Origin of the sequence: Salmonella sp. NW1250 (genome assembly GCF_051812965.1) — a bacterium.
In the GTDB taxonomy this organism is placed as follows: domain Bacteria; phylum Pseudomonadota; class Gammaproteobacteria; order Enterobacterales; family Enterobacteriaceae; genus Salmonella; species Salmonella enterica.
This window is the reverse complement of sequence record NZ_JAMNDD010000004.1, coordinates 145367-167217: the sequence shown is the minus strand read 5'-3', so window position 1 is coordinate 167217 and position 21851 is coordinate 145367. Positions and strand designations below refer to the sequence as shown.

Below are 21851 nucleotides of genomic sequence, written 5' to 3'. Positions count from 1 at the left end.
CTTCTCTGGCGTTGCCATGTCAATTTTTGATCTATATATTTGGAACTGCATTTCGTATTATGAAATTTATCGACAAAAAAACATACTAAAATTTCTAACAATCGACCAGGAGAACAGGGATGAAAGTAGCTTTCGAAGAGTTAAAAGGGGCCTTCTACCGCGTCTTGCGGTCGCGGAATATTGCGGAAGATACCGCCGATGCCTGCGCGGAAATGTTCGCTCGCACCACTGAGTCCGGTGTCTATTCCCACGGCGTGAACCGCTTTCCCCGCTTCATCCAGCAGCTGGATAACGGCGACATTATTCCTGATGCTAAACCGCAGCGGGTTACCAGCCTCGGCGCCATCGAACAGTGGGATGCTCAGCGCGCTATCGGCAACCTGACGGCGAAAAAGATGATGGACCGGGCCATCGAGCTGGCTTCCGATCATGGTATTGGCCTGGTGGCGTTACGTAATGCTAACCACTGGATGCGCGGCGGCAGCTACGGCTGGCAGGCGGCGGAAAAAGGCTATATCGGCATTTGCTGGACCAACTCCATCGCCGTCATGCCGCCGTGGGGCGCGAAAGAGTGCCGTATCGGTACCAATCCGCTGATCGTCGCCATCCCGTCTACGCCGATCACGATGGTAGATATGTCGATGTCGATGTTCTCCTACGGGATGTTAGAAGTTAACCGTCTGGCGGGCCGCGAACTGCCGGTGGACGGCGGTTTCGACGATAACGGTCAGTTGACCAAAGAACCGGGCGTGATCGAGAAAAATCGCCGCATTTTACCAATGGGTTACTGGAAAGGATCTGGTCTGTCGATTGTGCTGGACATGATTGCCACCCTGCTTTCCAACGGCTCTTCCGTTGCCGAAGTGACACAGGAAAACAGCGATGAATATGGCGTCTCGCAGATTTTCATCGCCATAGAAGTGGATAAGCTGATCGATGGCGCAACCCGCGATGCCAAACTGCAGCGGATTATGGATTTCATCACCACCGCTGAACGCGCCGACGACAACGTCGCGATTCGGCTGCCCGGCCACGAATTTACCAAACTGCTGGATGACAACCGCCGTCACGGTATCACCATTGACGACAGCGTCTGGGCCAAAATTCAGGCGCTGTAAGGAGCCACATCATGATTTTTGGACATATCGCGCAGCCTAATCCGTGCCGGTTACCGTCGGCCATAGAGCAGGCGCTCGATTTCCTGCGTACTACGGACTTTCGCACGCTCGAACCCGGCGTAGTGGAAATCGACGGCAAAAATATCTTCGCGCAGATTATCGATATGACCACCCGTGATGCTGCTGAAAATCGTCCGGAAGTCCATCGCCGCTATCTGGATATTCAGTTTCTGGCATGGGGTGAAGAGAAAATTGGGGTTGCCATTGATACCGGCAATAATCAAATCAGCGAGTCATTATTAGAACAGCGCGATATTATTTTTTATCACGACAGTGAACATGAATCATTCATTGAAATGATACCGGGAAGTTATGCCCTGTTTTTCCCGCAGGATGTTCATCGTCCAGGTTGTAATAAAAGCATTGCTACGCCGATACGGAAAATAGTCGTAAAAGTCGCCATAGACGTTTTATAAAATAGAGTTTACTGGAGCACAAAATGAAAAATAATACCGGTTATATTATCGGTGCGTACCCTTGTGCACCCTCATTTCACCAGAAGAGTGAAGAGGAAGAGACGGAATTCTGGCGGCAACTCTCTGATACTCCGGATATCCGGGGGCTGGAGCAGCCTTGTCTTGAACATCTTCACCCGCTCGGCGACGAGTGGTTATTGCGCCATACACCGGGAAACTGGCAAATCGTGGTCACCGCGATAATGGAAACCATGCGCCGCCGTAGCGAAAACGGCGGTTTTGGATTAGCGTCCAGTGACGAGGAACAGCGTAAAGCCTGCGTGGAATACTACCGTCATCTTTATCAGAAGATCAATAAAATCAATGGGAACAATACCGGCAAAGTCATAGCCCTTGAGCTTCATGCCGCTCCTCTGGCGGGCAATCCGAACGTGGCGCAGGCAACCGACGCCTTTGCGCGCTCATTAAAAGAGATTGCCAACTGGGACTGGTCCTGCGACCTGGTGCTTGAACACTGCGACGCGATGACCGGCCCCGCACCGCGCAAAGGATTCTTACCGTTGGTAAACGTACTGGAAACTATTGCCGACTATGACATAAGCGTCTGTATTAACTGGGCGCGCTCGGCTATTGAAGGGCGGGATACCTCTCTACCACTGCTCCACACGCAGCAGGCCAAACAGGCTGGAAAACTCGGGGCGCTGATGTTCTCCGGTACAACGCTGGATGGAGAATACGGCGAATGGCAGGACCTCCATGCTCCGTTTGCACCTTTCTGTCCACAAAGCCTGATGACGGAGAAACATGTTCAAGAACTGATTACCGCCGCAGCTCCCGAACTGTTGCAGTTTACCGGTATTAAATTGTTGGAAATCAATGCCAGCGCCGATATTAATCACCGCATAAATATATTACGCGATGGTATTAACATAATGAAAAAGGCCACACGCCGCTAACCTGAATTAAACATCATCACCTTAATTCTCGGCCTGCAACTCAACGTTGCGCCGACCTAATAAAAACCAAACATAAGAAATTAAGTTCCACTATTCAGCATCGAAAGAGATAAGTTTCTATAACCTGATGGAGTCGTTATGAAGCGGGTACTTGAGGGCATACTTGCGGTATTAATTGCCGTACTTTCCTGCATTGTATTTATTAACGTTATTTTACGTTACGGTTTTGAGAGCAGTATTTTGTCGGTAGATGAACTATCACGTTATCTATTTGTATGGCTGACGTTTATTGGCGCCATCGTTGCATTTATGGATAACGCTCACGTTCAGGTCACTTTTGTGGTGGAAAAACTTTCGCCAGCGAATCAGCGTCGTCTCTCGCTGCTGACGCATTCACTGATTTTATTGTTATGCATCGCATTAGGCTGGGGCAGCCTGCAAAAAGCGTTGCAGGACTGGAGCGATCACTCGCCAATCCTCGGTTTACCGATCGGCCTGATGTATATCGCCTGTCTGCCCACAAGCGTTGCCATCGCGTTAATCGAGCTGCGTCGGCTTTATCACTTAATAACGCGTAACGATTCCTTTCAACAACCACAGCAAGGAGCCTAATCATGGCCGTGGTGATATTTCTCTGCTGCCTGCTCGGCGGGATCGCGATAGGTTTACCCATCGCCTGGTCGCTGCTGCTTTGCGGCGCTGCTCTGATGGCATACCTGGATATGTTTGACGTGCAGATTATGGCGCAAACTTTGGTTAACGGCGCGGACAGCTTCTCCCTGCTGGCCATTCCCTTTTTTGTTTTGGCCGGTGAAATCATGAACGCGGGCGGCCTGTCAAAGCGAATCGTCGACCTGCCGATGAAGCTGGTCGGCCATAAGCCCGGCGGCCTGGGCTACGTGGGCGTTATTGCGGCAATGATTATGGCCAGCCTTTCCGGCTCTGCGGTAGCAGATACCGCTGCGGTCGCCGCGCTGCTGGTGCCGATGATGCGCTCCGCAAACTATCCGATCAACCGCTCCGTTGGGTTAATCGCTTCCGGCGGGATCATTGCGCCAATTATTCCGCCCTCGATTCCTTTTATTATCTTCGGCGTTTCCAGCGGCTTGTCGATCAGCAAGCTGTTTATGGCCGGGATCGCACCGGGCATCATGATGGGCGCGGCGCTTATGCTCACCTGGTGGTGGCAGGCCGGGCGATTAAATCTCCCTTCTCAGCCTAAAGCAACACCGCGTGAAATCTGGCAATCATTGGTTTCAGGTATCTGGGCGCTGTTTTTACCGGTGATTATTATCGGCGGCTTCCGTTCCGGACTTTTCACGCCAACGGAGGCAGGGGCGGTTGCCGCCTTTTACGCCCTCTTTGTCGCCGTGGTTATCTATCGGGAATTAACGTTTTCCAGTCTCTACCACGTGCTGGTCAATGCCGCCAAAACGACGTCAGTCGTCATGTTTCTGGTGGCCGCGGCCCAGGTATCCGCCTGGCTGATTACGATCGCGGAATTACCCATGATGGTGTCAGATTTGCTGCAGCCGCTGGTCGACTCTCCGCGACTCTTATTTATCGTCATTATGATCTCAATTATGGTCGTCGGTATGGTGATGGATTTAACGCCAACGGTGTTAATTCTTACCCCTGTATTATTGCCATTAGTTAAAGAAGCCAATATTGATCCGATTTATTTCGGCGTCATGTTCATTATTAACTGCTCTATTGGATTAATCACACCGCCCGTTGGCAACGTCCTCAACGTTATTTCCGGGGTAGCAAAATTGAAATTTGATGACGCGGTAAGAGGCGTATTCCCTTACGTTGTCGTACTGATGTCGCTGCTGGTTTTATTTATTTTTATTCCCGAGCTAATTATCACACCGCTTAAATGGATTAATTAAAGGATAATATTATGAAATTACACGTTATTGCTCGTTCATTATTGATAGCTGGTCTGACGGTTTTCAGCGTGTCGTCTCTGGCGGCGCAATCTTTACGTTTTGGTTATGAAACACCGCAAACTGACTCCCAACATATTGCCGCGAAAAAATTTAACGAACTATTAAAAGAAAAAACTAACGGCGAATTAACGCTAAAACTCTTTCCTGACAGCACATTAGGTAACGCCCAGGCAATGATCAGCGGGGTGCGCGGCGGAACCATTGATATGGAAATGTCCGGTTCGAACAATTTCACCGGCCTGGCCCCTGTATTCAACTTACTTGATGTCCCCTTCCTGTTTCGCGATACCGCGCATGCGCATAAAACGCTCGACGGCAAAGTCGGCGATGAACTGAAAAAATCACTCGATTCAAAAGGGTTAAAAGTCCTCGCCTACTGGGAAAACGGCTGGCGCGACGTCACCAACTCCCGCGCGCCGGTAAAAACGCCGGGCGATTTGAAAGGCTTAAAAATCCGCACTAACAACAGCCCAATGAATATCGCGGCCTTTAAAATCTTCGGCGCGAACCCTATTCCGATGCCGTTCTCCGAAGTCTATACCGGCCTCGAAACCCGTACGATTGATGCCCAGGAACACCCTATCAACGTCGTGTGGTCAGCGAAATTCTATGAGGTACAGAAATATCTCTCCCTCACTCATCACGCCTATTCGCCTCTGCTGCTGGTGATCAATAAAGCCAAATTCGACGCTTTAAGCCCGCAGTTCCAGGAGGCACTGCTGAGTTCCGCCAAAGAAGCGGGTGACTATCAGCGCAAACTGGTCGCCGAAGATCAGCAAAAAATTATCGATGGCATGAAAGAAGCCGGAGTTGAAGTCCTGACCGACATCGACCGTAAAGCCTTCAGCGATGCGCTGGGCAGCCAGGTGCGCGATATGTTCCTGAAAGACAACCCGCAGGGCGCCGATCTCCTGAAAGCCGTGGACGAGGTGCAATAAGTCATGAGCAACTACTGGCTGGGGTTAGATTGTGGTGGGAGTTGGCTAAAAGCCGGGTTGTACGATGGCGCAGGCCGGGAAGTAGCGGTGCAACGCCTGCCGCTGCACGCTTTAAGCCCGCAGCCAGGCTGGGTTGAACGCGATATGACCGAGCTGTGGCAACAGTGCGCCTCGGTCATCAGCAAACTGCTGGCGCACACGGGGGTGAACGGTTCACAAATCCGTGGTCTGGGTATTTCAGCCCAAGGAAAGGGCCTGTTTCTGTTAGATAAAAGCGATCGGCCATTAGGTAAAGCGATACTCTCTTCCGACCGTCGCGCCATGGAAATTGTCCAGCGCTGGAAAAAAGAAGCGGTTCCGCAAAAACTCTACCCGCTGACCCGGCAAACCCTGTGGACCGGGCATCCAGTCTCCCTTTTACGCTGGGTAAAAGAGAATGAGCCGCAGCGCTACGCGCAGATAGGCTGCGTCATGATGACGCATGACTATCTGCGCTGGTGCTTAACCGGCGTGAAAGGCTGTGAGGAGAGCAACATCTCCGAGTCCAACCTCTACAACATGGCGACGGGCCAGTACGACCCGCGTCTGACCGAGTGGCTGGGCATCAGTGAAATCGACAGCGCGCTGCCCCCCGTGGTGGGTTCAGCAGAAATATGCGGGGAGATCACCGCTCAGGCGGCCGCCATAACCGGTCTGGCGGCGGGTACCCCCGTCGTCGGCGGCCTGTTTGATGTGGTTTCCACCGCCCTTTGCGCCGGTATTGAGGATGAATCGACCCTCAATGCGGTGATGGGTACCTGGGCCGTCACCAGCGGCATCGCTCACGGTCTGCGCGACCATGAGGCCCACCCTTACGTCTATGGCCGCTACGTCAATGACGGGCAGTATATCGTTCACGAAGCCAGCCCGACCTCTTCCGGCAACCTTGAATGGTTCACCGCCCAGTGGGGCGACCTCTCTTTTGACGAGATCAACCAGGCGGTCGCCAGCCTGCCGAAAGCCGGTAGCGACCTCTTTTTTCTGCCGTTTCTCTACGGCAGCAATGCCGGACTGGAGATGACCTGCGGTTTTTACGGCATGCAGGCGCTGCACACCCGCGCGCACCTGCTGCAGGCGATTTATGAAGGCGTGGTCTTCAGCCATATGACCCACCTCAACCGCATGCGTGAACGTTTTACCGACGTTTGCGCCCTGCGCGTTACCGGCGGCCCGGCCCACTCCGACGTCTGGATGCAGATGCTGGCGGACGTCAGCGGTTTACGCATTGAGCTGCCGCAGGTGGAGGAGACCGGCTGCTTCGGCGCGGCGCTGGCTGCCCGCGTCGGCACCGGCGTTTATCGCGATTTCAGCGATGCCCAACGCGACCTCCGGCACCCGGTGCGCACGCTGCTGCCGGACATGACCGCGCACGCCCTCTACCAGCGCAAATACCGCCAATACCAGGATTTGATTACCGCACTACAGGGCTATCACGCCCGTATTAAGGAGCACGCATTATGAGCCGACCATTACTGCAACTGGCGCTCGACCATACCAGTCTGGAAGCAGCCCAACGCGATGTCGCCCTGCTACAGGATCATGTCGATATCGTTGAGGCCGGAACCATCCTTTGTTTAACCGAAGGCCTTAGCGCGGTGAAAGCCCTGCGAGCGCAGTGCCCGGAAAAAATCATCGTCGCCGACTGGAAAGTGGCCGATGCCGGTGAAACCCTGGCGCAGCAGGCTTTTGGCGCTGGCGCTAACTGGATGACTATCATCTGCGCCGCGCCGCTCGCGACCGTCGAGAAAGGCCATGCCGTCGCCCAGTCCTGTGGCGGTGAAATTCAAATGGAGCTGTTCGGCAACTGGACGCTGGACGACGCCCGAGACTGGTACCGCACCGGCGTGCGTCAGGCGATTTACCACCGCGGACGCGATGCGCAGGCCAGCGGGCAGCAGTGGGGCGAAGCGGATCTGGCGCGTATGAAGGCGTTGTCCGACATCGGCCTTGAGCTGTCAATTACCGGTGGCATTACCCCAGCGGATCTGCCGCTGTTCCGCGACATTAACGTTAAGGCATTTATCGCCGGACGTGCGCTGGCAGGTGCCGCCCATCCGGCGCAGGTCGCCGCCGAATTCCACGCCCAAATTGACGCCATTTGGGGAGAAAAGCATGCGTAATCATCCATTAGGTATTTACGAGAAAGCGCTGGCGAAAGACCTCAGTTGGCCGGAGCGGCTGGTGCTGGCAAAAAGCTGCGGTTTTGATTTTGTTGAGATGTCAGTGGATGAAACCGACGAACGTCTCTCACGCCTGGAGTGGGCACCAGCCCAACGCGCATCGCTGGTGAGCGCGATGCTGGAAAGCGGCGTCGCCATCCCGTCGATGTGCCTCTCCGCCCATCGTCGATTCCCTTTTGGCAGCCGCGACGAAGTGGTACGCGAGCGGGCGCGTGAAATCATGACCAAAGCCATCCGTCTGGCGCGCGATCTGGGGATCCGCACCATCCAGTTGGCGGGTTACGACGTCTATTACGAAGAGCACGACGAAGGCACCCGGCAACGTTTCGCCGAAGGGCTGGCGTGGGCGGTAGAACAGGCTGCGGCTGCGCAGGTGATGCTGGCGGTGGAGATCATGGATACCGCGTTTATGAACTCCATCAGCAAGTGGAAAAAGTGGGACGAGATGCTTTCGTCACCGTGGTTCACCGTCTACCCGGACGTCGGCAACCTCAGCGCCTGGGGGAACGACGTGACCGCCGAGCTGAAGCTGGGTATCAACCGTATCGCCGCTATCCACCTGAAAGACACGCTGCCGGTGACCGGTGACAGCCCCGGCCAGTTCCGCGACGTGCCGTTTGGCGAAGGATGCGTTGATTTTGTTGGCATCTTCAAAACGCTGCATGAGCTGAATTATCGCGGTTCATTTCTGATTGAGATGTGGACAGAGAAAGCCAGTGAGCCGGTGCTGGAAATTATCCAGGCCCGCCGCTGGATTGAATCACGGATGCAGGAAGGAGGTTTCACATGTTAGAGCAACTGAAAGCCGAGGTGCTGGCGGCCAACCTGGCGCTTCCGGCGCACGGGCTGGTCACCTTTACCTGGGGCAACGTCAGCGCGGTCGATGAGACGCGCAAGCTGATGGTCATTAAGCCTTCCGGCGTCGAATATGAGGTGATGACCGCCAACGATATGGTGGTGGTAGAGATCGCCAGCGGTAAGGTCGTTGAAGGCAACAAAAAACCGTCGTCCGATACCGCGACCCATCTGGCGCTCTATCGCCGCTATCCACAGATCGGTGGGATCGTGCATACCCATTCCCGCCATGCGACGATCTGGTCGCAGGCCGGGCTCGATCTGCCCGCCTGGGGCACCACCCACGCCGACTATTTCTATGGCGCAATCCCCTGTACCCGACTGATGACCGTTGAGGAAATTAACGGCGAGTACGAGTATCAGACCGGCGAGGTGATTATTAAAACCTTTGAAGAGCGCGGTCTGGATCCGGCGCAAATCCCGGCGGTATTGGTTCATTCGCACGGCCCGTTTGCCTGGGGTAAAAATGCCGCCGATGCCGTCCACAACGCCGTGGTGCTTGAGGAGTGCGCCTATATGGGGCTGTTCTCGCGCCAGCTGGCCCCGCAGTTGCCGGATATGCAGCCTGAACTGCTCGATAAACACTATCTGCGTAAACACGGCGCGAATGCCTATTACGGGCAGTAATGCCGGCAGCCACAGCCTGTGTCGGATGGCGGCTGCGCCTTATCCGACCTACAAGATTTGCAATATCAATACGTTGTGATGAACTCTTGTAGGCCCGATAAGCAAAGCGCCATCGGCGCATTCAGTTTGCAACCGCGTTGTCAGAGGGCCAAAGATTATACTCAAGAATTAACGTGTTCCTTACTGTAGCGTCGCTTCCAGGCGGTAGGCGTCAGGCCGGTGTGCTTGCGGAAGATCTGGCGAAAGTAACCAACGTCATTAAAACCGCACCGCTCCGCCACCTCTTTTAACGAACGCGCGTCGCTAATCAGCAACTTTTCCGCCTCGCGCACCCGCTGGCGGTGGATGGCTTCCGTTAGCGTAAGGTGAAATACCCGCCGATAAACGCGTCCCAGATAATCCACATTGCAATGCAGTTCTTTCGCCAGAACCGCGCTGGAAAGCGGCAGGTGATAGTGCGTTCGAATCAGCTGCTGTACTTTCCAGGCCAGCGACACGCCAGCGGCCTCGGCGTTTTCATTCTGCCGGGCGTCAACGGTGAGCTGCTGCAAAATCAGCAGCACGATGAACTCCAGCGCCGGGCTGCGCTGGTGCTTTTCCTGCTCGTTCATAAACTGGCGAAAAAGCGCAATCAGCGCCTGCGGATCGGCAACCTGGGTATGCTGCGGCACGGAAAGATGCGTCAGCCAGCGCGGGTCGCTGTCCGGCGCTTTGACCTCAAAATGGAGCCAGTAAAATTTAAGATCGGCGGGAAACTCCTCAACGCCAATATGGCGGCGATGCGGCCAAAGCAACAGGCTTTCCCCGGCGTCGACACAGAAAACACATTCTTCTTCCTGAATTTTCAGGCAGCCTTTTTCCACAAATATAATTTCCCACGATTGCAGACGCCTGGCAGGATGACGCCCAATGCCGCGAGAAATAAATAATCCGCCGTTTTGGACTTTAATCGGTAATGTTATGGATAATTCGAGCATTAATATGTCATTTCCCGCTCATTCAGCACCGTATTTCATATTACCTTTTGATTATTAACTAAAAATAGTCATTTCACTCGATCCATCTCACATTTTTAAATACGGGTCGGAATCGTCATCTTTTTTTACTCTTTTATCGCCTTGTCGCTCACCGCTATCCGGGCAAAATGAATCAGGTCATAACGCGAAAATAAAAATTACTGCCATAAAATACTCCGTCAGCGAGGAATATCTATGACCTCTACAACCTTAAGGAGCACGAAATGAACGTACTGGAAGTCGATCTGCATAAACTGACGGTCAGCGATCCGTTCCTCGGACAGTATCAACAACTGGTTCGCGATGTGGTTATTCCTTACCAGTGGGATGCGTTAAACGATCGTATTCCAGAGGCTGAACCCAGCCATGCCATTGAGAATTTCCGCATTGCCGCAGGCCAGCAGACGGGCGACTTTTACGGCATGGTCTTTCAGGACAGCGACGTTGCGAAATGGCTGGAAGCGGTTGCCTGGTCACTGTGCCAGAAGCCCGATCCCGCGCTTGAGAAAACCGCCGATGAGGTGATTGAACTGGTGGCCGCCGCGCAGTGTGACGATGGCTATCTCAATACGTACTTTACGGCAAAAGCCCCGCAAGAACGCTGGAGCAACCTGGCGGAGTGCCACGAGCTTTATTGCGCCGGGCACCTGATTGAAGCGGGCGTCGCCTTCTTTCAGGCCACCGGCAAGCGTCGGCTGCTAGACGTCGTTTGTCGCCTGGCCGATCATATCGACAGCACTTTCGGCCCTGGCGAAAATCAGCTGCACGGCTATCCGGGCCACCCGGAAATTGAGCTGGCGCTGATGCGTCTGTATGAGGTAACAGAGCAGCCGCGCTATATGACGCTGGCAAGCTACTTTATCGGGCAGCGCGGCGCCCAACCGCACTTCTACGACGAAGAGTACGAAAAACGCGGCCAAACCTCTTACTGGCATACCTACGGCCCGGCGTGGATGGTCAAAGACAAAGCCTACAGCCAGGCGCATCTGCCAATTTCGCAGCAGCAGACGGCCATTGGTCACGCGGTACGTTTTGTCTATCTGATGACCGGCGTGGCGCATCTCGCTCGCCTGAGCAACGATGAAGGCAAACGCCAGGACTGCCTGCGCCTGTGGAAAAATATGGCGCAGCGTCAGCTGTATATCACCGGAGGCATCGGTTCACAGAGCAGTGGCGAAGCCTTTAGCAGCGATTACGATTTACCGAATGATTCGGTCTATGCGGAAAGCTGCGCTTCAATCGGCCTGATGATGTTCGCCCGCCGGATGCTGGAAATGGAAGCCGATAGCCAGTACGCCGACGTGATGGAGCGCGCGCTGTACAACACCGTCCTCGGCGGTATGGCGCTGGATGGCAAGCATTTCTTCTACGTCAACCCGCTGGAAGTGCATCCAAAATCGTTAAAATTCAACCATATTTACGATCACGTTAAGCCCATTCGCCAGCGCTGGTTTGGCTGCGCCTGCTGCCCGCCGAACATCGCCCGCGTGCTCACCTCCCTTGGTCACTACATCTACACGCCGCGTGCGGATGCGCTGTACATCAATATGTACGTGGGTAACAGCATGGAAATACCGGTTGAAAATGGCGCGCTCAAACTGCGAATCAGCGGGAACTACCCGTGGCATGAGCAGGTGAAGATTGCCATCGACTCTGTGCAGCCGGTACGTCACACGCTGGCGCTACGTCTGCCGGACTGGTGCCCTGAGGCAAAAGTGACGCTCAACGGGCTGGAAGTGGAGCAGGATATTCGCAAAGGTTATCTGCATATCCGTCGGACCTGGCAGGAGGGCGATACGATAACCCTGACGCTGCCGATGCCGGTTCGCCGCGTGTATGGCAATCCGCTGGCGCGTCACGTCGCCGGTAAGGTTGCCATTCAGCGCGGGCCGCTGGTCTATTGCCTTGAGCAGGCCGATAACGGCGAAGAACTGCATAATCTGTGGCTACCGAAAGAGAGTGAGTTCCGGGTCTTTGAGGGCAAAGGGCTTTTTGCGCATAAGATGCTGATTCAGGCTGAAGGCGAGAAGCAAAGCGCCCCAGATGCGCAGCATCAGGCGTTGTGGCACTACGATAACGCGCCGTCATCGCGCCAGCCGCAGACGCTAACGTTCATTCCGTGGTTTAGCTGGGCCAACCGTGGCGAGGGCGAAATGCGGATTTGGGTTAACGAGCGGTAATACTGTGCCGGATGGCGGCTGCGCCTTATCCGGCCTACAAGATTTGCAATATCAGTATATTGCGATGAATTTTTGTAGGCCTGATAAGCGAAGCGCCATCGGACATGACCACCAGGCTAATATCAACGCGGTAGGCCCGATAAGCGAAGTGCCATCAGACATTACCACCAGGCTAATATCAACGCGGTAGGCCCGATAAGCGAAGTGCCATCAGACATTACCACCAGGCTGATATCAATGCGGTAGGCCCGATAAGCGCAGCGCCATCGGGCATTACCTCTTGCGTCAGAACAGCCCCAGCGGCTTATCGGAATAGCTCACCAGCAGGCACTTGGTTTGCTGGTAGTGTTCCAGCATCATCTTATGCGTTTCGCGCCCGATGCCCGACTGCTTATAGCCGCCGAACGCCGCATGTGCCGGATAGGCGTGATAGCAGTTGGTCCATACGCGCCCGGCCTGAATGCCGCGCCCCATCTTATAGGCCAGATTGCCGTTGCGGCTCCAGACGCCAGCGCCTAGGCCGTATTGGGTATCGTTAGCGATTTCCAGCGCCTCCTCCATGGTTTTAAAGGTGGTTACCGCCAGCACCGGGCCAAAGATCTCCTCCTGAAAGACGCGCATATTATTCTTACCAAACAGAATGGTAGGCTCAAGGTAATAGCCCTCTTTAAGTTCGCCATCCAGTTCCTTGCGTCGCCCACCGGTCAGAATATCGGCCCCCTCTTTTTTACCGATATCGATATAATTGAGGATAGTCTCAAGCTGGCCGTGGGAGACCTGCGCCCCCATCTGTGTACCGCTATCTAGCGGGTTCCCGCTGCGAATGCTCTCTACCCGGCGAATAGCGCGCTCCATAAAGCGCTCATAGATGGACTCCTGGACCAGCGCACGGCTTGGACAGGTACACACCTCGCCCTGGTTAAAGGCAAACAGGGCAAATCCCTCCAGCGCTTTATCAAAGAACGCATCTTCCTCATCCATCACGTCGGCGAAGAAGATATTGGGCGACTTGCCGCCTAACTCCAGCGTCACTGGAATAATATTCTGCGTGGCGTACTGCATGATCTGTTGACCCACTTCCGTCGAACCGGTAAACGCCACCTTCGCGATACGTTTCGAGGTCGCCAGATATTCGCCGATCTCGCCGCCCGCGCCGTTCACGACGTTGACGACGCCCGGCGGTAACAGATCGCCAATGACTTCCATCAACAGCAGAACGGAAAGCGGCGTCAGGCGTGCCGGTTTAAGCACTACGCAGTTACCCGCCGCCAGCGCTGGCGCCATTTTCCAGCTTGCCATCAACAACGGAAAGTTCCACGGGATTATCTGTCCCACGACGCCAAGCGGTTCGTGAAAATGGTAGGCCACGGTTTCGCTATCAACTTCGCTGATCCCGCCCTCCTGCGCACGTATACAGGAGGCGAAATAGCGGAAATGATCGATCGCCAGCGGTACGTCGGCGGCGCTGGTTTCACGAATCGGTTTACCGTTATCCCAGGTTTCCGCTGTCGCCAACAGTTCGAGGTTTTGTTCCATCCGATCGGCGATCTTAAACAAGATAGCGGCACGGTCTTGTACTGACGTATGCGCCCACTTATCTTTCGCCTTATGCGCGGCGTCGAGCGCTAAATCGATATCTTTTTTACCGGAGGAAGCGACTTCACATAGCGGCTGGCCGGTCACTGGCGTCAGGTTTTGATAATATTCGCCGTCGGCGGGCGCAACCCAGTCACCGCCAATAAAATTGTCATAGCGGGCTTTTAATTTCAGTGGGTACCCGTATTCACCTGGCTGAATACGTGTTGAAGGGGGATTGTTCGTCATGACCAACTCCTTATTGTAAAGGTACTCCACAAGGGTAGACGGTACTGGTGAATTTTTCGCCAATGGTTTTCCGCTTTACGACAGCAATCACGAATTACTTTCCTTTACGTTTCTCCGTCTGGTTTTAGCCATACTAAACAGGTGCCTGTTTAACGTACGGAGAACACTATGCAGCAATATATCGGTATTGATGTGGGAGGAACTCACGTCAAATATGGCGTGATTAACAGTGACGGCGAAGAATTAACCCATCATCAATTCGATACGCCAGAGGACGCCTCCACGTTTACCCGCAAATGGCAGGATGTGGTGGCGCGTTGCCAACAGGACTATGACATTGCGGCAATCGGGGTCAGTTTCCCCGGCCATATTAATCCCCATAACGGTCATGCGGCAAAAGCGGGCGCGCTGGCTTACCTGGATGACGTCAACCTGATGGAGTTGTTCAGCGGGCTGACCGATCTGCCGCTGGTCGTGGAGAACGACGCGAACTGCGCGGCGCTGGGCGAAATGTGGCGAGGCGCCGGGCAGCATTATGACAATCTGGTCTGTATCACCATTGGAACCGGCATTGGCGGCGGTATTATCGTCGGACGAGAACTGTATCGCGGCGCACATTTCCACGCCGGTGAATTCGGCGTCATGCCGGTCGGGAATAATGGCGAAAGTATGCATAAAATCGCGTCAACCAGCGGATTAATGGCGTCGTGCCGCCAGGCGCTGGCGCTGCCTGCCGAAGAGATGCCGCCTGCGGATGTGATCTTCGAACAAATGGCGACCGATGTTCATCTGCGTGAGGCGGTCAATGACTGGGCGCGTTATCTGTCACGCGGCGTTTACAGCGTGATCTCTATGTTTGATCCGGGCGTGGTGCTGATCGGCGGAGGAATAAGCGAACAGGAAAAGCTCTACCCGCTCCTGACGCGGCATCTTGAAACATTTGAAATGTGGGAGGCGCTCCAGGTGCCGATTCAGCCCTGCCAACTGGGAAATCAGGCGGGCAGGCTGGGCGCCGTCTGGCTGGCGCAGCAACAGCTCGCCCGAAGCTAACGAGTTACGCCTTATCCGGCCTGCATCGTCTACGCAGGCCCGGTAAGCGTCCGCGCCACCGGGCAAAGGCGTTACATCGCCGCGCGATAAATTTCCACAATCTCATCGTGAGTCGCCTGACTAAGGCGCAAAGAATATGGGCAAAACTATTCTGATAACAGGTTCACGCTGGCTATTTTAAGAAGCCAGAAAAATAAAAAGCAACGCAATAATTGTATTGCTTCATTTGTTATTTAATTTAACCATTTCATTCTTTTTGCGGAAATAATAACGCATCACGTAATAAATGATCATTCCCACGACGTCGTGTAAATCCAATCCGGTCAAAATATTCAAGGATCTGAATGGCCAGTTTCCGCCCTACATTCAGCCTGTCGCGAAAATCCGCCGCACACGTTGATCCTCTCTCTTGATCCAGCTCGCGGATCATATTGGCGAAAGCGACTATCCGATCGTTACGATAGTACCGATCTTTTACGATCGCAGTAATGATGCCTTGCTGTGCCGCCTGCCGCAGCACCAGCCGCATCAATTGTTCTTCCGTTCCGGTCTCTTTCGCCAGATCGCGTACCCACCAGGGCTCATCGCCAAATAGCGGTTCAACTTTTTGCCAGACGGCCTGCTGCTCATCGCTAAATCCTGCTTTATGATCCGGCAGATGCAACCAACCGTGATGGCTATGAATCAGGCCGTCGTCGCGCATCCGCTCGATCAGCATCAGGACCAGCGCTTCATCTTCCATTGGCAGGGCCATGCGGCGTAAACGCTCACGTCCCGGCCCCGGTTCATCGCGGTGCTGTTCGTGGTAGGTCGCCAGCGTATCAAGAATCTTACGCTGCCAGCGGGCGGCGACGGGCGCGCTTAACAGATTGTCTCCGGCCTGGATAAAACCATGTTGCTCAATAAGCTGACGCATACCGAGAGGATTAAGCTGACGCGCCCAACCGAAATCCGGCAGGTTGACGGCGCCGCGTTCCAGATGAATGGCCAACGCCGCGCTATCGTCCTGCGCGGCGGCAAGCGTTGAAAGCCAGTGCAAATAATCTGGCTTACGTTTACCGCGACGCGGCGCCTTAAGCGTCACCACGCGTGCGCCGGCAAGGGTGGCGCGTGCGGAAATATCACGCAGCACCAGTCTGTCATTATCGGCCAGCCACAACGGCGTATCAAAGATCAGCTCGGCCAGCCCGCCTTCCAGCAAAGAGACGCGACCGGTCACATGGCTGGCGGCATGGTGAATATGTAGCGGCTGCCATTGGGAAAGCGGCGCATGAAGCGCCAGAGAAACGATCACCCGGGAAAAAGCCTCCCCCACCGGCGCATCCGAAAGCAGCCAGTCGCCGCGGTTAAGCTGCTCCTTCTCCGCATCGCCCGCAATATTGAGCGCAATACGTTGCCCGGCATACGCATGGTCGGTGGGCTGATTTTGCGCGTGTAGACTTCGTACGCGCATCGGCGTATTAACGCCGGTCAACCATAGCGTATCGCCCACGTTTACCTCTCCGCTCAGCGCCGTTCCGGTCACCACCAGTCCCGCCCCTTTCACCGTAAACGCACGGTCGATAGCCAGACGGAAACGATGCTGCGCGGCGTGCGAACGTGCAGGAAGCTGCAGTAAATGAGCGCGAAGTTCTGCAATACCGCGCCCTTCATTGGCAGCGGTGACAAATAAAACGATATCGGCGAAGCCATAGTTGTCGAGCGCCGCCAGTACCTCTTCACGTACTTCACCGATACGCGCCTCATCCACGCGATCGGCTTTGGTCAGCGCGACGGTGAGCTGGAGATTGCCCGTCAGTTGCAGGATCTGTAAATGCTCGCGCGTTTGCGCCATAACGCCGTCATCACAGGCGACCACCAGCAAAGCGTGATCGATACCGCCTACGCCCGCCAGCATGTTAGAGAGGAATTTTTCATGCCCAGGCACATCGATAAAGCCCAGCACACGACCATCCGGCTGCGGCCAATAGGCGTAGCCCAGATCGATAGTCATCCCGCGTTTTTTCTCTTCCGGCAGGCGATCGGCATTGACTCCGGTAATCGCCTGGAGCAACGTCGTTTTACCGTGGTCTACGTGTCCGGCAGTTGCAATAATCATTTCAGCATCATCTCCATAAACCGGCTTTCGTCTTCAAGACAGCGCATATCCAGCCATAAACGGCCATCATAAATTCGGCCAATGACCGGTACAGGCAGCATGCGCCAGCGGGCCGCCAGCGCCTCCAGCCGACTACCGCGCCCGTCGTGCGGGGTAAAGGTCATGGCGGCGCTGGGAAGGCGGTCTACCGGTAATGAACCGCTGCCGATTTGCGACAGGCAGGGTTTAACCTCCAGCGCAAATTCATCGCCGTAACGTGCCGCCAGCCGCGCCTGTAACCGCTGCGCTTGCTCGCGAATCGACGCTTCACTGCGGGTTAACAGACGCAGGGTGGGTAATTTCTCCGCCAACGCTTCCGGGTGCAGATACAGACGTAACGTTGCCTCCAGCGCCGCCAGTGTCATTTTATCGGCGCGCAGAGCGCGTTTCAGCGGATGGCTTTGCAGTTGGGCAATCATCGCTTTTTTGCCGACGATGATCCCGGCCTGCGGCCCGCCCAGCAACTTATCGCCGGAGAAGCTTACCAGGCTGACGCCTGCGGCAATGAGCTGCTGCGGCATCGGCTCTTTGGGTAAGCCATATTGACTTAAATCCACCAGCGAACCGCTGCCCAGATCCGCCACCACCGGAATATCCAGCTCTCGCCCAATTTCCGCCAGTTCCGCTTCCTCTACCGTTTTGGTAAAGCCCTCAATGCTGTAATTACTGGTATGCACCTTCATCAACAGCCCGGTATTTTCATTTACCGCCTGACGGTAATCTTTCGCGTGCGTCCGGTTGGTGGTGCCCACTTCATGCAGCGTACAGCCCGCCTGGCGCATAACATCCGGAATACGAAACGCGCCGCCGATTTCGACCAGCTCGCCACGCGAAACCACCACCTCTTTGCCGCTGGCGGTCGCCGCCAGCATTAGCAATACCGCCGCCGCATTGTTATTGACGATACAGGCGTCCTCCGCCCCGGTGATTCGGCATAACAGCGTCGCCAACGCCCGGTCGCGATGCCCCCGCCCGGCGCCATCTAAATCGTATTCCAGCGTCACCGGCGCGCGCATCGCCTGCGTTACCGCCTCAATCGCTTCTTGCGCCTGCAATGCGCGGCCAAGGTTGGTGTGCAGCACCGTCCCCGTCAGGTTAATCACCGGGCGCAGCGCGCTTTGCGCCGCATTTTCCAGCCGGAGTTTCGCCTCTTGCGCCCAGTCTGCGTACCAGTCGGGAAGCGTTTGCGTATTCCGGATGACGTCGCGCGCGTCGTCAAGCATCCGCCTAAGCAGATCAACCACCTGGGTATGGCCATACCGATCGCGCAGAGAAAGAAAAGCGCTATCGTGCAATAAGCGATCGATAGCAGGAAGCTGGCTGTAGAGTGTACGCGTTTCGCTTGTCATGAAAATGCCTGGCTGTTGGTGGCCCTCTCCTGGCGGGAGAGGGATATCGACATAAGGGGGATTGTAACGTGAGTTTGCTCAGGCGGACATAATGCGCGTCAAGCCTTTGGCGCTTCGGTGCGGGCAAAGCTTTCGCGTTGAAAAAGCGTTTCGACCAGTTTGACCAGGTGGGGGCGGCTAACACACCAGCCAGGCGCGACCCGGCGGAAGTTGAGATAGCCTACCGCACAGGCAATCGCGATAGTCGCCAGATTGACCGTATCCGTTTTTAGCGTCCCGTCGCTCAGATAACTTTCGAGCATATCCAGGCTGCGGTTGATTTTTTCCCGCTGGCGCAGCAGTTCCGTTTCCGATTGTTGCGCCGCCGGACGCGCCTGTTCGCGTACAGAAACCAACGCTGCATCCATAATGCCGTCAGCCAACGCTTCAAGCTGGCGAACTTTAAGCGCTGCCATCGGGTCACGCGGGAGCATCGCTGGCGCGATATCCAGCAGCTCAATATATTCCGCGATGATCGGCGAATCGAACCAGTACTCCCCTTTCTCCGTCACCAGCGCTGGCACCTTACCCAGAGGGTTGTATTGCGCCACGCCGTTATCCGCCTCGTAGGGTAGTTCATTAATAAATTCGAAGGTAATGCCTTTTTCGAGCAGCAGAACAGAGATTTTGCGCACAAAAGGGCTGGTGTAGCTACCGATGAGTTTCATGCCGTGTCCTTTTTGCCAACCAGTAAAAATCATAGTATGGCTCAAATAAGACGAAAAGAGACACAAAAGGAGGTTGCTGAATGACATAACGTGAGAGGGCTCGCGACAAAATGTTTGCCGGATCGTATTGGCGTTACCCGGGCTTAAAATTTCTTGTGAAGAGGATCACAAAAATTCAACAAAACACCAAAATAAAAATGTGAAATATCTCACATAAAATGGTCTTTTAAGGGCTAAAAATTAGATTCGTTGTTTTTTTACACAGCCACTTTGTGATCAATATCACATCAATTACCTCTCTACCCCCTATATTTATGTGACACAAATCACATAAATTGTCCCTGTCTGGACAGTTGAACGATTCAGTGCCAGATTGCGCAGTATCTACACTACAGGGTCCGGCTACCTCTGCCGCTACATTAACAAACCTCGGGCTTTCAGCCTGCGCGACAGCAACATAAGAAGGGGTGTTTTTATGTCATCCGATATTAAGATCAAAGTGCAAAGCTTTGGTCGATTCCTCAGCAATATGGTGATGCCTAATATCGGCGCGTTTATCGCGTGGGGTATTATCACCGCATTATTTATTCCAACAGGGTGGTTGCCTAACGAAACGCTGGCGAAACTGGTTGGTCCGATGATCACCTACCTGCTGCCGCTGCTCATCGGTTATACCGGCGGTCGTCTGGTTGGCGGCGAACGCGGCGGCGTGGTGGGCGCTATCACTACCATGGGCGTTATTGTCGGCGCGGATATGCCGATGTTCCTCGGCTCAATGATCGCCGGTCCATTAGGCGGCTACTGCATTAAGAAATTCGACAGTTGGGTAGACGGTAAGATCAAATCCGGTTTTGAGATGCTGGTGAACAACTTCTCCGCTGGCATTATCGGTATGATCCTCGCCATCCTGGCGTTCCTCGGTATTGGTCCGGCGGTTGAAGTCCTGTCCAAAATTCTGGCGGCGGGCGTTAACTTCATGGTGGCGCACGATATGCTGCCGCTGGCGTCCATTTTTGTTGAACCGGCGAAAATCCTGTTCCTCAATAACGCGATTAACCACGGCATCTTCTCACCGCTGGGTATCCAGCAGTCCCATGAGATGGGTAAATCCATCTTCTTCCTGATTGAAGCTAACCCGGGTCCGGGGATGGGCGTTCTGCTGGCGTACATGTTCTTCGGTCGCGGCAGCGCTAAACAGTCTGCGGGCGGCGCGGCAATTATCCACTTCCTGGGCGGTATCCATGAGATCTACTTCCCGTACGTGCTGATGAACCCACGTCTGATCCTGGCCGTTATCCTTGGCGGTATGACTGGCGTATTCACCCTGACCATCCTGAACGGCGGTCTGGTTTCTCCGGCTTCTCCTGGCTCCATTCTGGCGGTACTGGCGATGACGCCAAAAGGCGCTTACTTTGCTAACATCGCTGCCATCGTGGCGGCAATGGCGGTCTCCTTCGTGGTTTCTGCAATTCTGCTGAAAACCAGCAAAGTGAAAGAAGAAGATGACATTGAAGCGGCCACCCGTCGTATGCATGACATGAAAGCGGAATCTAAAGGCGCCTCTCCGCTGGCGGCTGGCGACGTGACCAACGACCTGAGCCATGTGCGTAAAATCATCGTGGCTTGCGATGCCGGTATGGGTTCCAGCGCGATGGGCGCAGGGGTAATGCGTAAGAAAGTACAGGATGCGGGCCTGAGCCAGATCTCCGTCACCAACAGCGCCATTAACAATCTGCCGCCGGATGTGGATCTGGTCATTACTCACCGTGACCTTACCGAGCGCGCGATGCGTCAGGTACCGCAGGCGCAGCATATTTCGCTGACCAACTTCCTGGATAGCGGCCTGTACACCAGCCTGACCGAACGTCTGGTTGCCGCACAGCGCCACAATACTAATGAAGAGAAAGTACGCGACCATCTGAAAGACAGCTTTGAGGAGGGTGATAACAACCTGTTCAAACTGGGTGCGGAGAATATCTTCCTGGGCCGTAAAGCCGCTAACAAAGAAGAGGCGATTCGCTTTGCTGGTGAACAACTGGTGAAAGGCGGCTATGTTGAGCCGGAATACGTCGAGGCGATGCTGGACCGCGAAAAGCTGACGCCGACTTACCTCGGTGAATCCATCGCAGTTCCGCACGGTACGGTAGAAGCGAAAGACCGCGTGCTGAAAACCGGCGTGGTGTTCTGCCAGTATCCGGAAGGCGTACGCTTCGGTGAAGAAGAAGACGATATTGCCCGTCTGGTCATTGGTATCGCCGCACGTAACAATGAGCACATCCAGGTCATCACCAGCCTGACCAACGCGCTGGATGATGAATCCGTGATCGAACGTCTGGCGCACACCACCAGCGTGGATGAAGTGCTGGAACTGCTGGCAGGTAAAAAAGCTTAACAGTTAAGTATCCCCAAAATAGTTCGAGCTGCAGGAAGGCGGCAACGCAGTGAAT

Annotated in this window: 18 protein-coding genes; 13 read left to right on the top strand and 5 right to left on the bottom strand. The window is 54.7% G+C overall.

Annotation, left to right across the window (positions count from 1 at the left end):
• Positions 1 to 119: 119 nt before the first annotated feature.
• The 10 genes from yiaK (at position 120) to araD (ending at position 9141) form a co-directional block, all read left to right on the top strand.
• Positions 120 to 1118 (top strand): 3-dehydro-L-gulonate 2-dehydrogenase, encoded by a 999-nt coding sequence (yiaK, locus tag NBA72_RS08705; RefSeq protein WP_000861182.1) that lies wholly within the window; start codon positions 120 to 122, stop codon positions 1116 to 1118.
• Between the two features lie 11 nt (positions 1119 to 1129).
• Positions 1130 to 1594: a YhcH/YjgK/YiaL family protein gene (locus NBA72_RS08700; RefSeq protein WP_020899368.1), complete on the top strand. Its 465-nt coding sequence runs from the start codon at positions 1130 to 1132 to the stop codon at positions 1592 to 1594.
• A gap of 23 nt (positions 1595 to 1617) precedes the next feature.
• Positions 1618 to 2550, top strand: a complete 933-nt coding sequence (locus NBA72_RS08695) for a DUF4862 family protein (RefSeq protein ID WP_042948521.1) — start codon at positions 1618 to 1620, stop codon at positions 2548 to 2550.
• Positions 2551 to 2688: 138 nt separating this feature from the next.
• Positions 2689 to 3162, top strand: coding sequence for a 2,3-diketo-L-gulonate TRAP transporter small permease YiaM (gene yiaM, locus NBA72_RS08690; protein WP_000832313.1), 474 nt, complete (start codon positions 2689 to 2691; stop codon positions 3160 to 3162).
• A gap of 2 nt (positions 3163 to 3164) precedes the next feature.
• Entirely contained in the window at positions 3165 to 4442 is a 1278-nt protein-coding gene (gene yiaN, locus NBA72_RS08685; RefSeq protein ID WP_000301822.1) for a 2,3-diketo-L-gulonate TRAP transporter large permease YiaN, read from the top strand.
• Positions 4443 to 4453: 11 nt separating this feature from the next.
• Positions 4454 to 5440: a 2,3-diketo-L-gulonate TRAP transporter substrate-binding protein YiaO gene (gene yiaO / locus NBA72_RS08680; RefSeq protein WP_000766337.1), complete on the top strand. Its 987-nt coding sequence runs from the start codon at positions 4454 to 4456 to the stop codon at positions 5438 to 5440.
• Between the two features lie 3 nt (positions 5441 to 5443).
• Entirely contained in the window at positions 5444 to 6940 is a 1497-nt protein-coding gene (locus NBA72_RS08675) for an FGGY-family carbohydrate kinase (RefSeq protein WP_042948523.1), read from the top strand.
• Positions 6937 to 7599 (top strand): 3-keto-L-gulonate-6-phosphate decarboxylase UlaD, encoded by a 663-nt coding sequence (gene ulaD / locus NBA72_RS08670; RefSeq protein WP_000089527.1) that lies wholly within the window; start codon positions 6937 to 6939, stop codon positions 7597 to 7599. The genes NBA72_RS08675 and ulaD overlap by 4 nt, the downstream gene beginning before the upstream one ends.
• Positions 7592 to 8452 (top strand): L-ribulose-5-phosphate 3-epimerase, encoded by an 861-nt coding sequence (locus NBA72_RS08665; protein ID WP_042948525.1) that lies wholly within the window; start codon positions 7592 to 7594, stop codon positions 8450 to 8452. Before ulaD ends, NBA72_RS08665 begins: the two co-directional genes overlap by 8 nt.
• Complete coding sequence (gene araD, locus NBA72_RS08660; RefSeq protein ID WP_042948526.1) at positions 8446 to 9141, top strand: L-ribulose-5-phosphate 4-epimerase; 696 nt, start codon at positions 8446 to 8448, stop codon at positions 9139 to 9141. The genes NBA72_RS08665 and araD overlap by 7 nt, the downstream gene beginning before the upstream one ends.
• A 161-nt stretch (positions 9142 to 9302) precedes the next feature.
• On the opposite strand, the gene NBA72_RS08655 is transcribed toward araD, so the two are convergent.
• Positions 9303 to 10118, bottom strand: coding sequence for an AraC family transcriptional regulator (locus NBA72_RS08655; RefSeq protein ID WP_042948527.1), 816 nt, complete (start codon positions 10116 to 10118; stop codon positions 9303 to 9305).
• Between the two features lie 263 nt (positions 10119 to 10381).
• Here NBA72_RS08655 and NBA72_RS08650 point away from each other — a divergent pair, with 263 nt between their 5' ends.
• The gene (locus NBA72_RS08650) at positions 10382 to 12337 is read left to right on the top strand and encodes a glycoside hydrolase family 127 protein (RefSeq protein ID WP_023245585.1); all 1956 of its coding nucleotides are present in this window, start codon (positions 10382 to 10384) and stop codon (positions 12335 to 12337) included.
• 285 nt (positions 12338 to 12622) lie between these two features.
• On the opposite strand, the gene aldB is transcribed toward NBA72_RS08650, so the two are convergent.
• The gene (gene aldB / locus NBA72_RS08645) at positions 12623 to 14161 is read right to left on the bottom strand and encodes an aldehyde dehydrogenase AldB (protein WP_000183988.1); all 1539 of its coding nucleotides are present in this window, start codon (positions 14159 to 14161) and stop codon (positions 12623 to 12625) included.
• 168 nt (positions 14162 to 14329) lie between these two features.
• Here aldB and NBA72_RS08640 point away from each other — a divergent pair, with 168 nt between their 5' ends.
• Positions 14330 to 15211 carry an ROK family protein gene (locus NBA72_RS08640; protein WP_042948529.1) on the top strand — a complete coding sequence of 294 codons (882 nt, stop codon included), beginning with the start codon at positions 14330 to 14332 and terminating at the stop codon, positions 15209 to 15211.
• Positions 15212 to 15458: 247 nt separating this feature from the next.
• On the opposite strand, the gene selB is transcribed toward NBA72_RS08640, so the two are convergent.
• The 3 genes from selB to NBA72_RS08625 all read right to left on the bottom strand — a co-directional run bounded on the left by selB (position 15459) and on the right by NBA72_RS08625 (position 19404).
• Positions 15459 to 17309 carry a selenocysteine-specific translation elongation factor gene (gene selB / locus NBA72_RS08635; protein WP_042948531.1) on the bottom strand — a complete coding sequence of 617 codons (1851 nt, stop codon included), beginning with the start codon at positions 17307 to 17309 and terminating at the stop codon, positions 15459 to 15461.
• Positions 17306 to 18697, bottom strand: coding sequence for an L-seryl-tRNA(Sec) selenium transferase (gene selA, locus NBA72_RS08630; RefSeq protein ID WP_000200187.1), 1392 nt, complete (start codon positions 18695 to 18697; stop codon positions 17306 to 17308). Before selA ends, selB begins: the two co-directional genes overlap by 4 nt.
• A gap of 98 nt (positions 18698 to 18795) precedes the next feature.
• Positions 18796 to 19404, bottom strand: coding sequence for a glutathione S-transferase (locus NBA72_RS08625; protein ID WP_000766681.1), 609 nt, complete (start codon positions 19402 to 19404; stop codon positions 18796 to 18798).
• 475 nt (positions 19405 to 19879) lie between these two features.
• Between NBA72_RS08625 and mtlA the strand changes: the two genes are divergently transcribed.
• Positions 19880 to 21796, top strand: coding sequence for a PTS mannitol transporter subunit IICBA (gene mtlA, locus NBA72_RS08620; RefSeq protein ID WP_042948533.1), 1917 nt, complete (start codon positions 19880 to 19882; stop codon positions 21794 to 21796).
• Positions 21797 to 21851 lie beyond the last annotated feature (55 nt).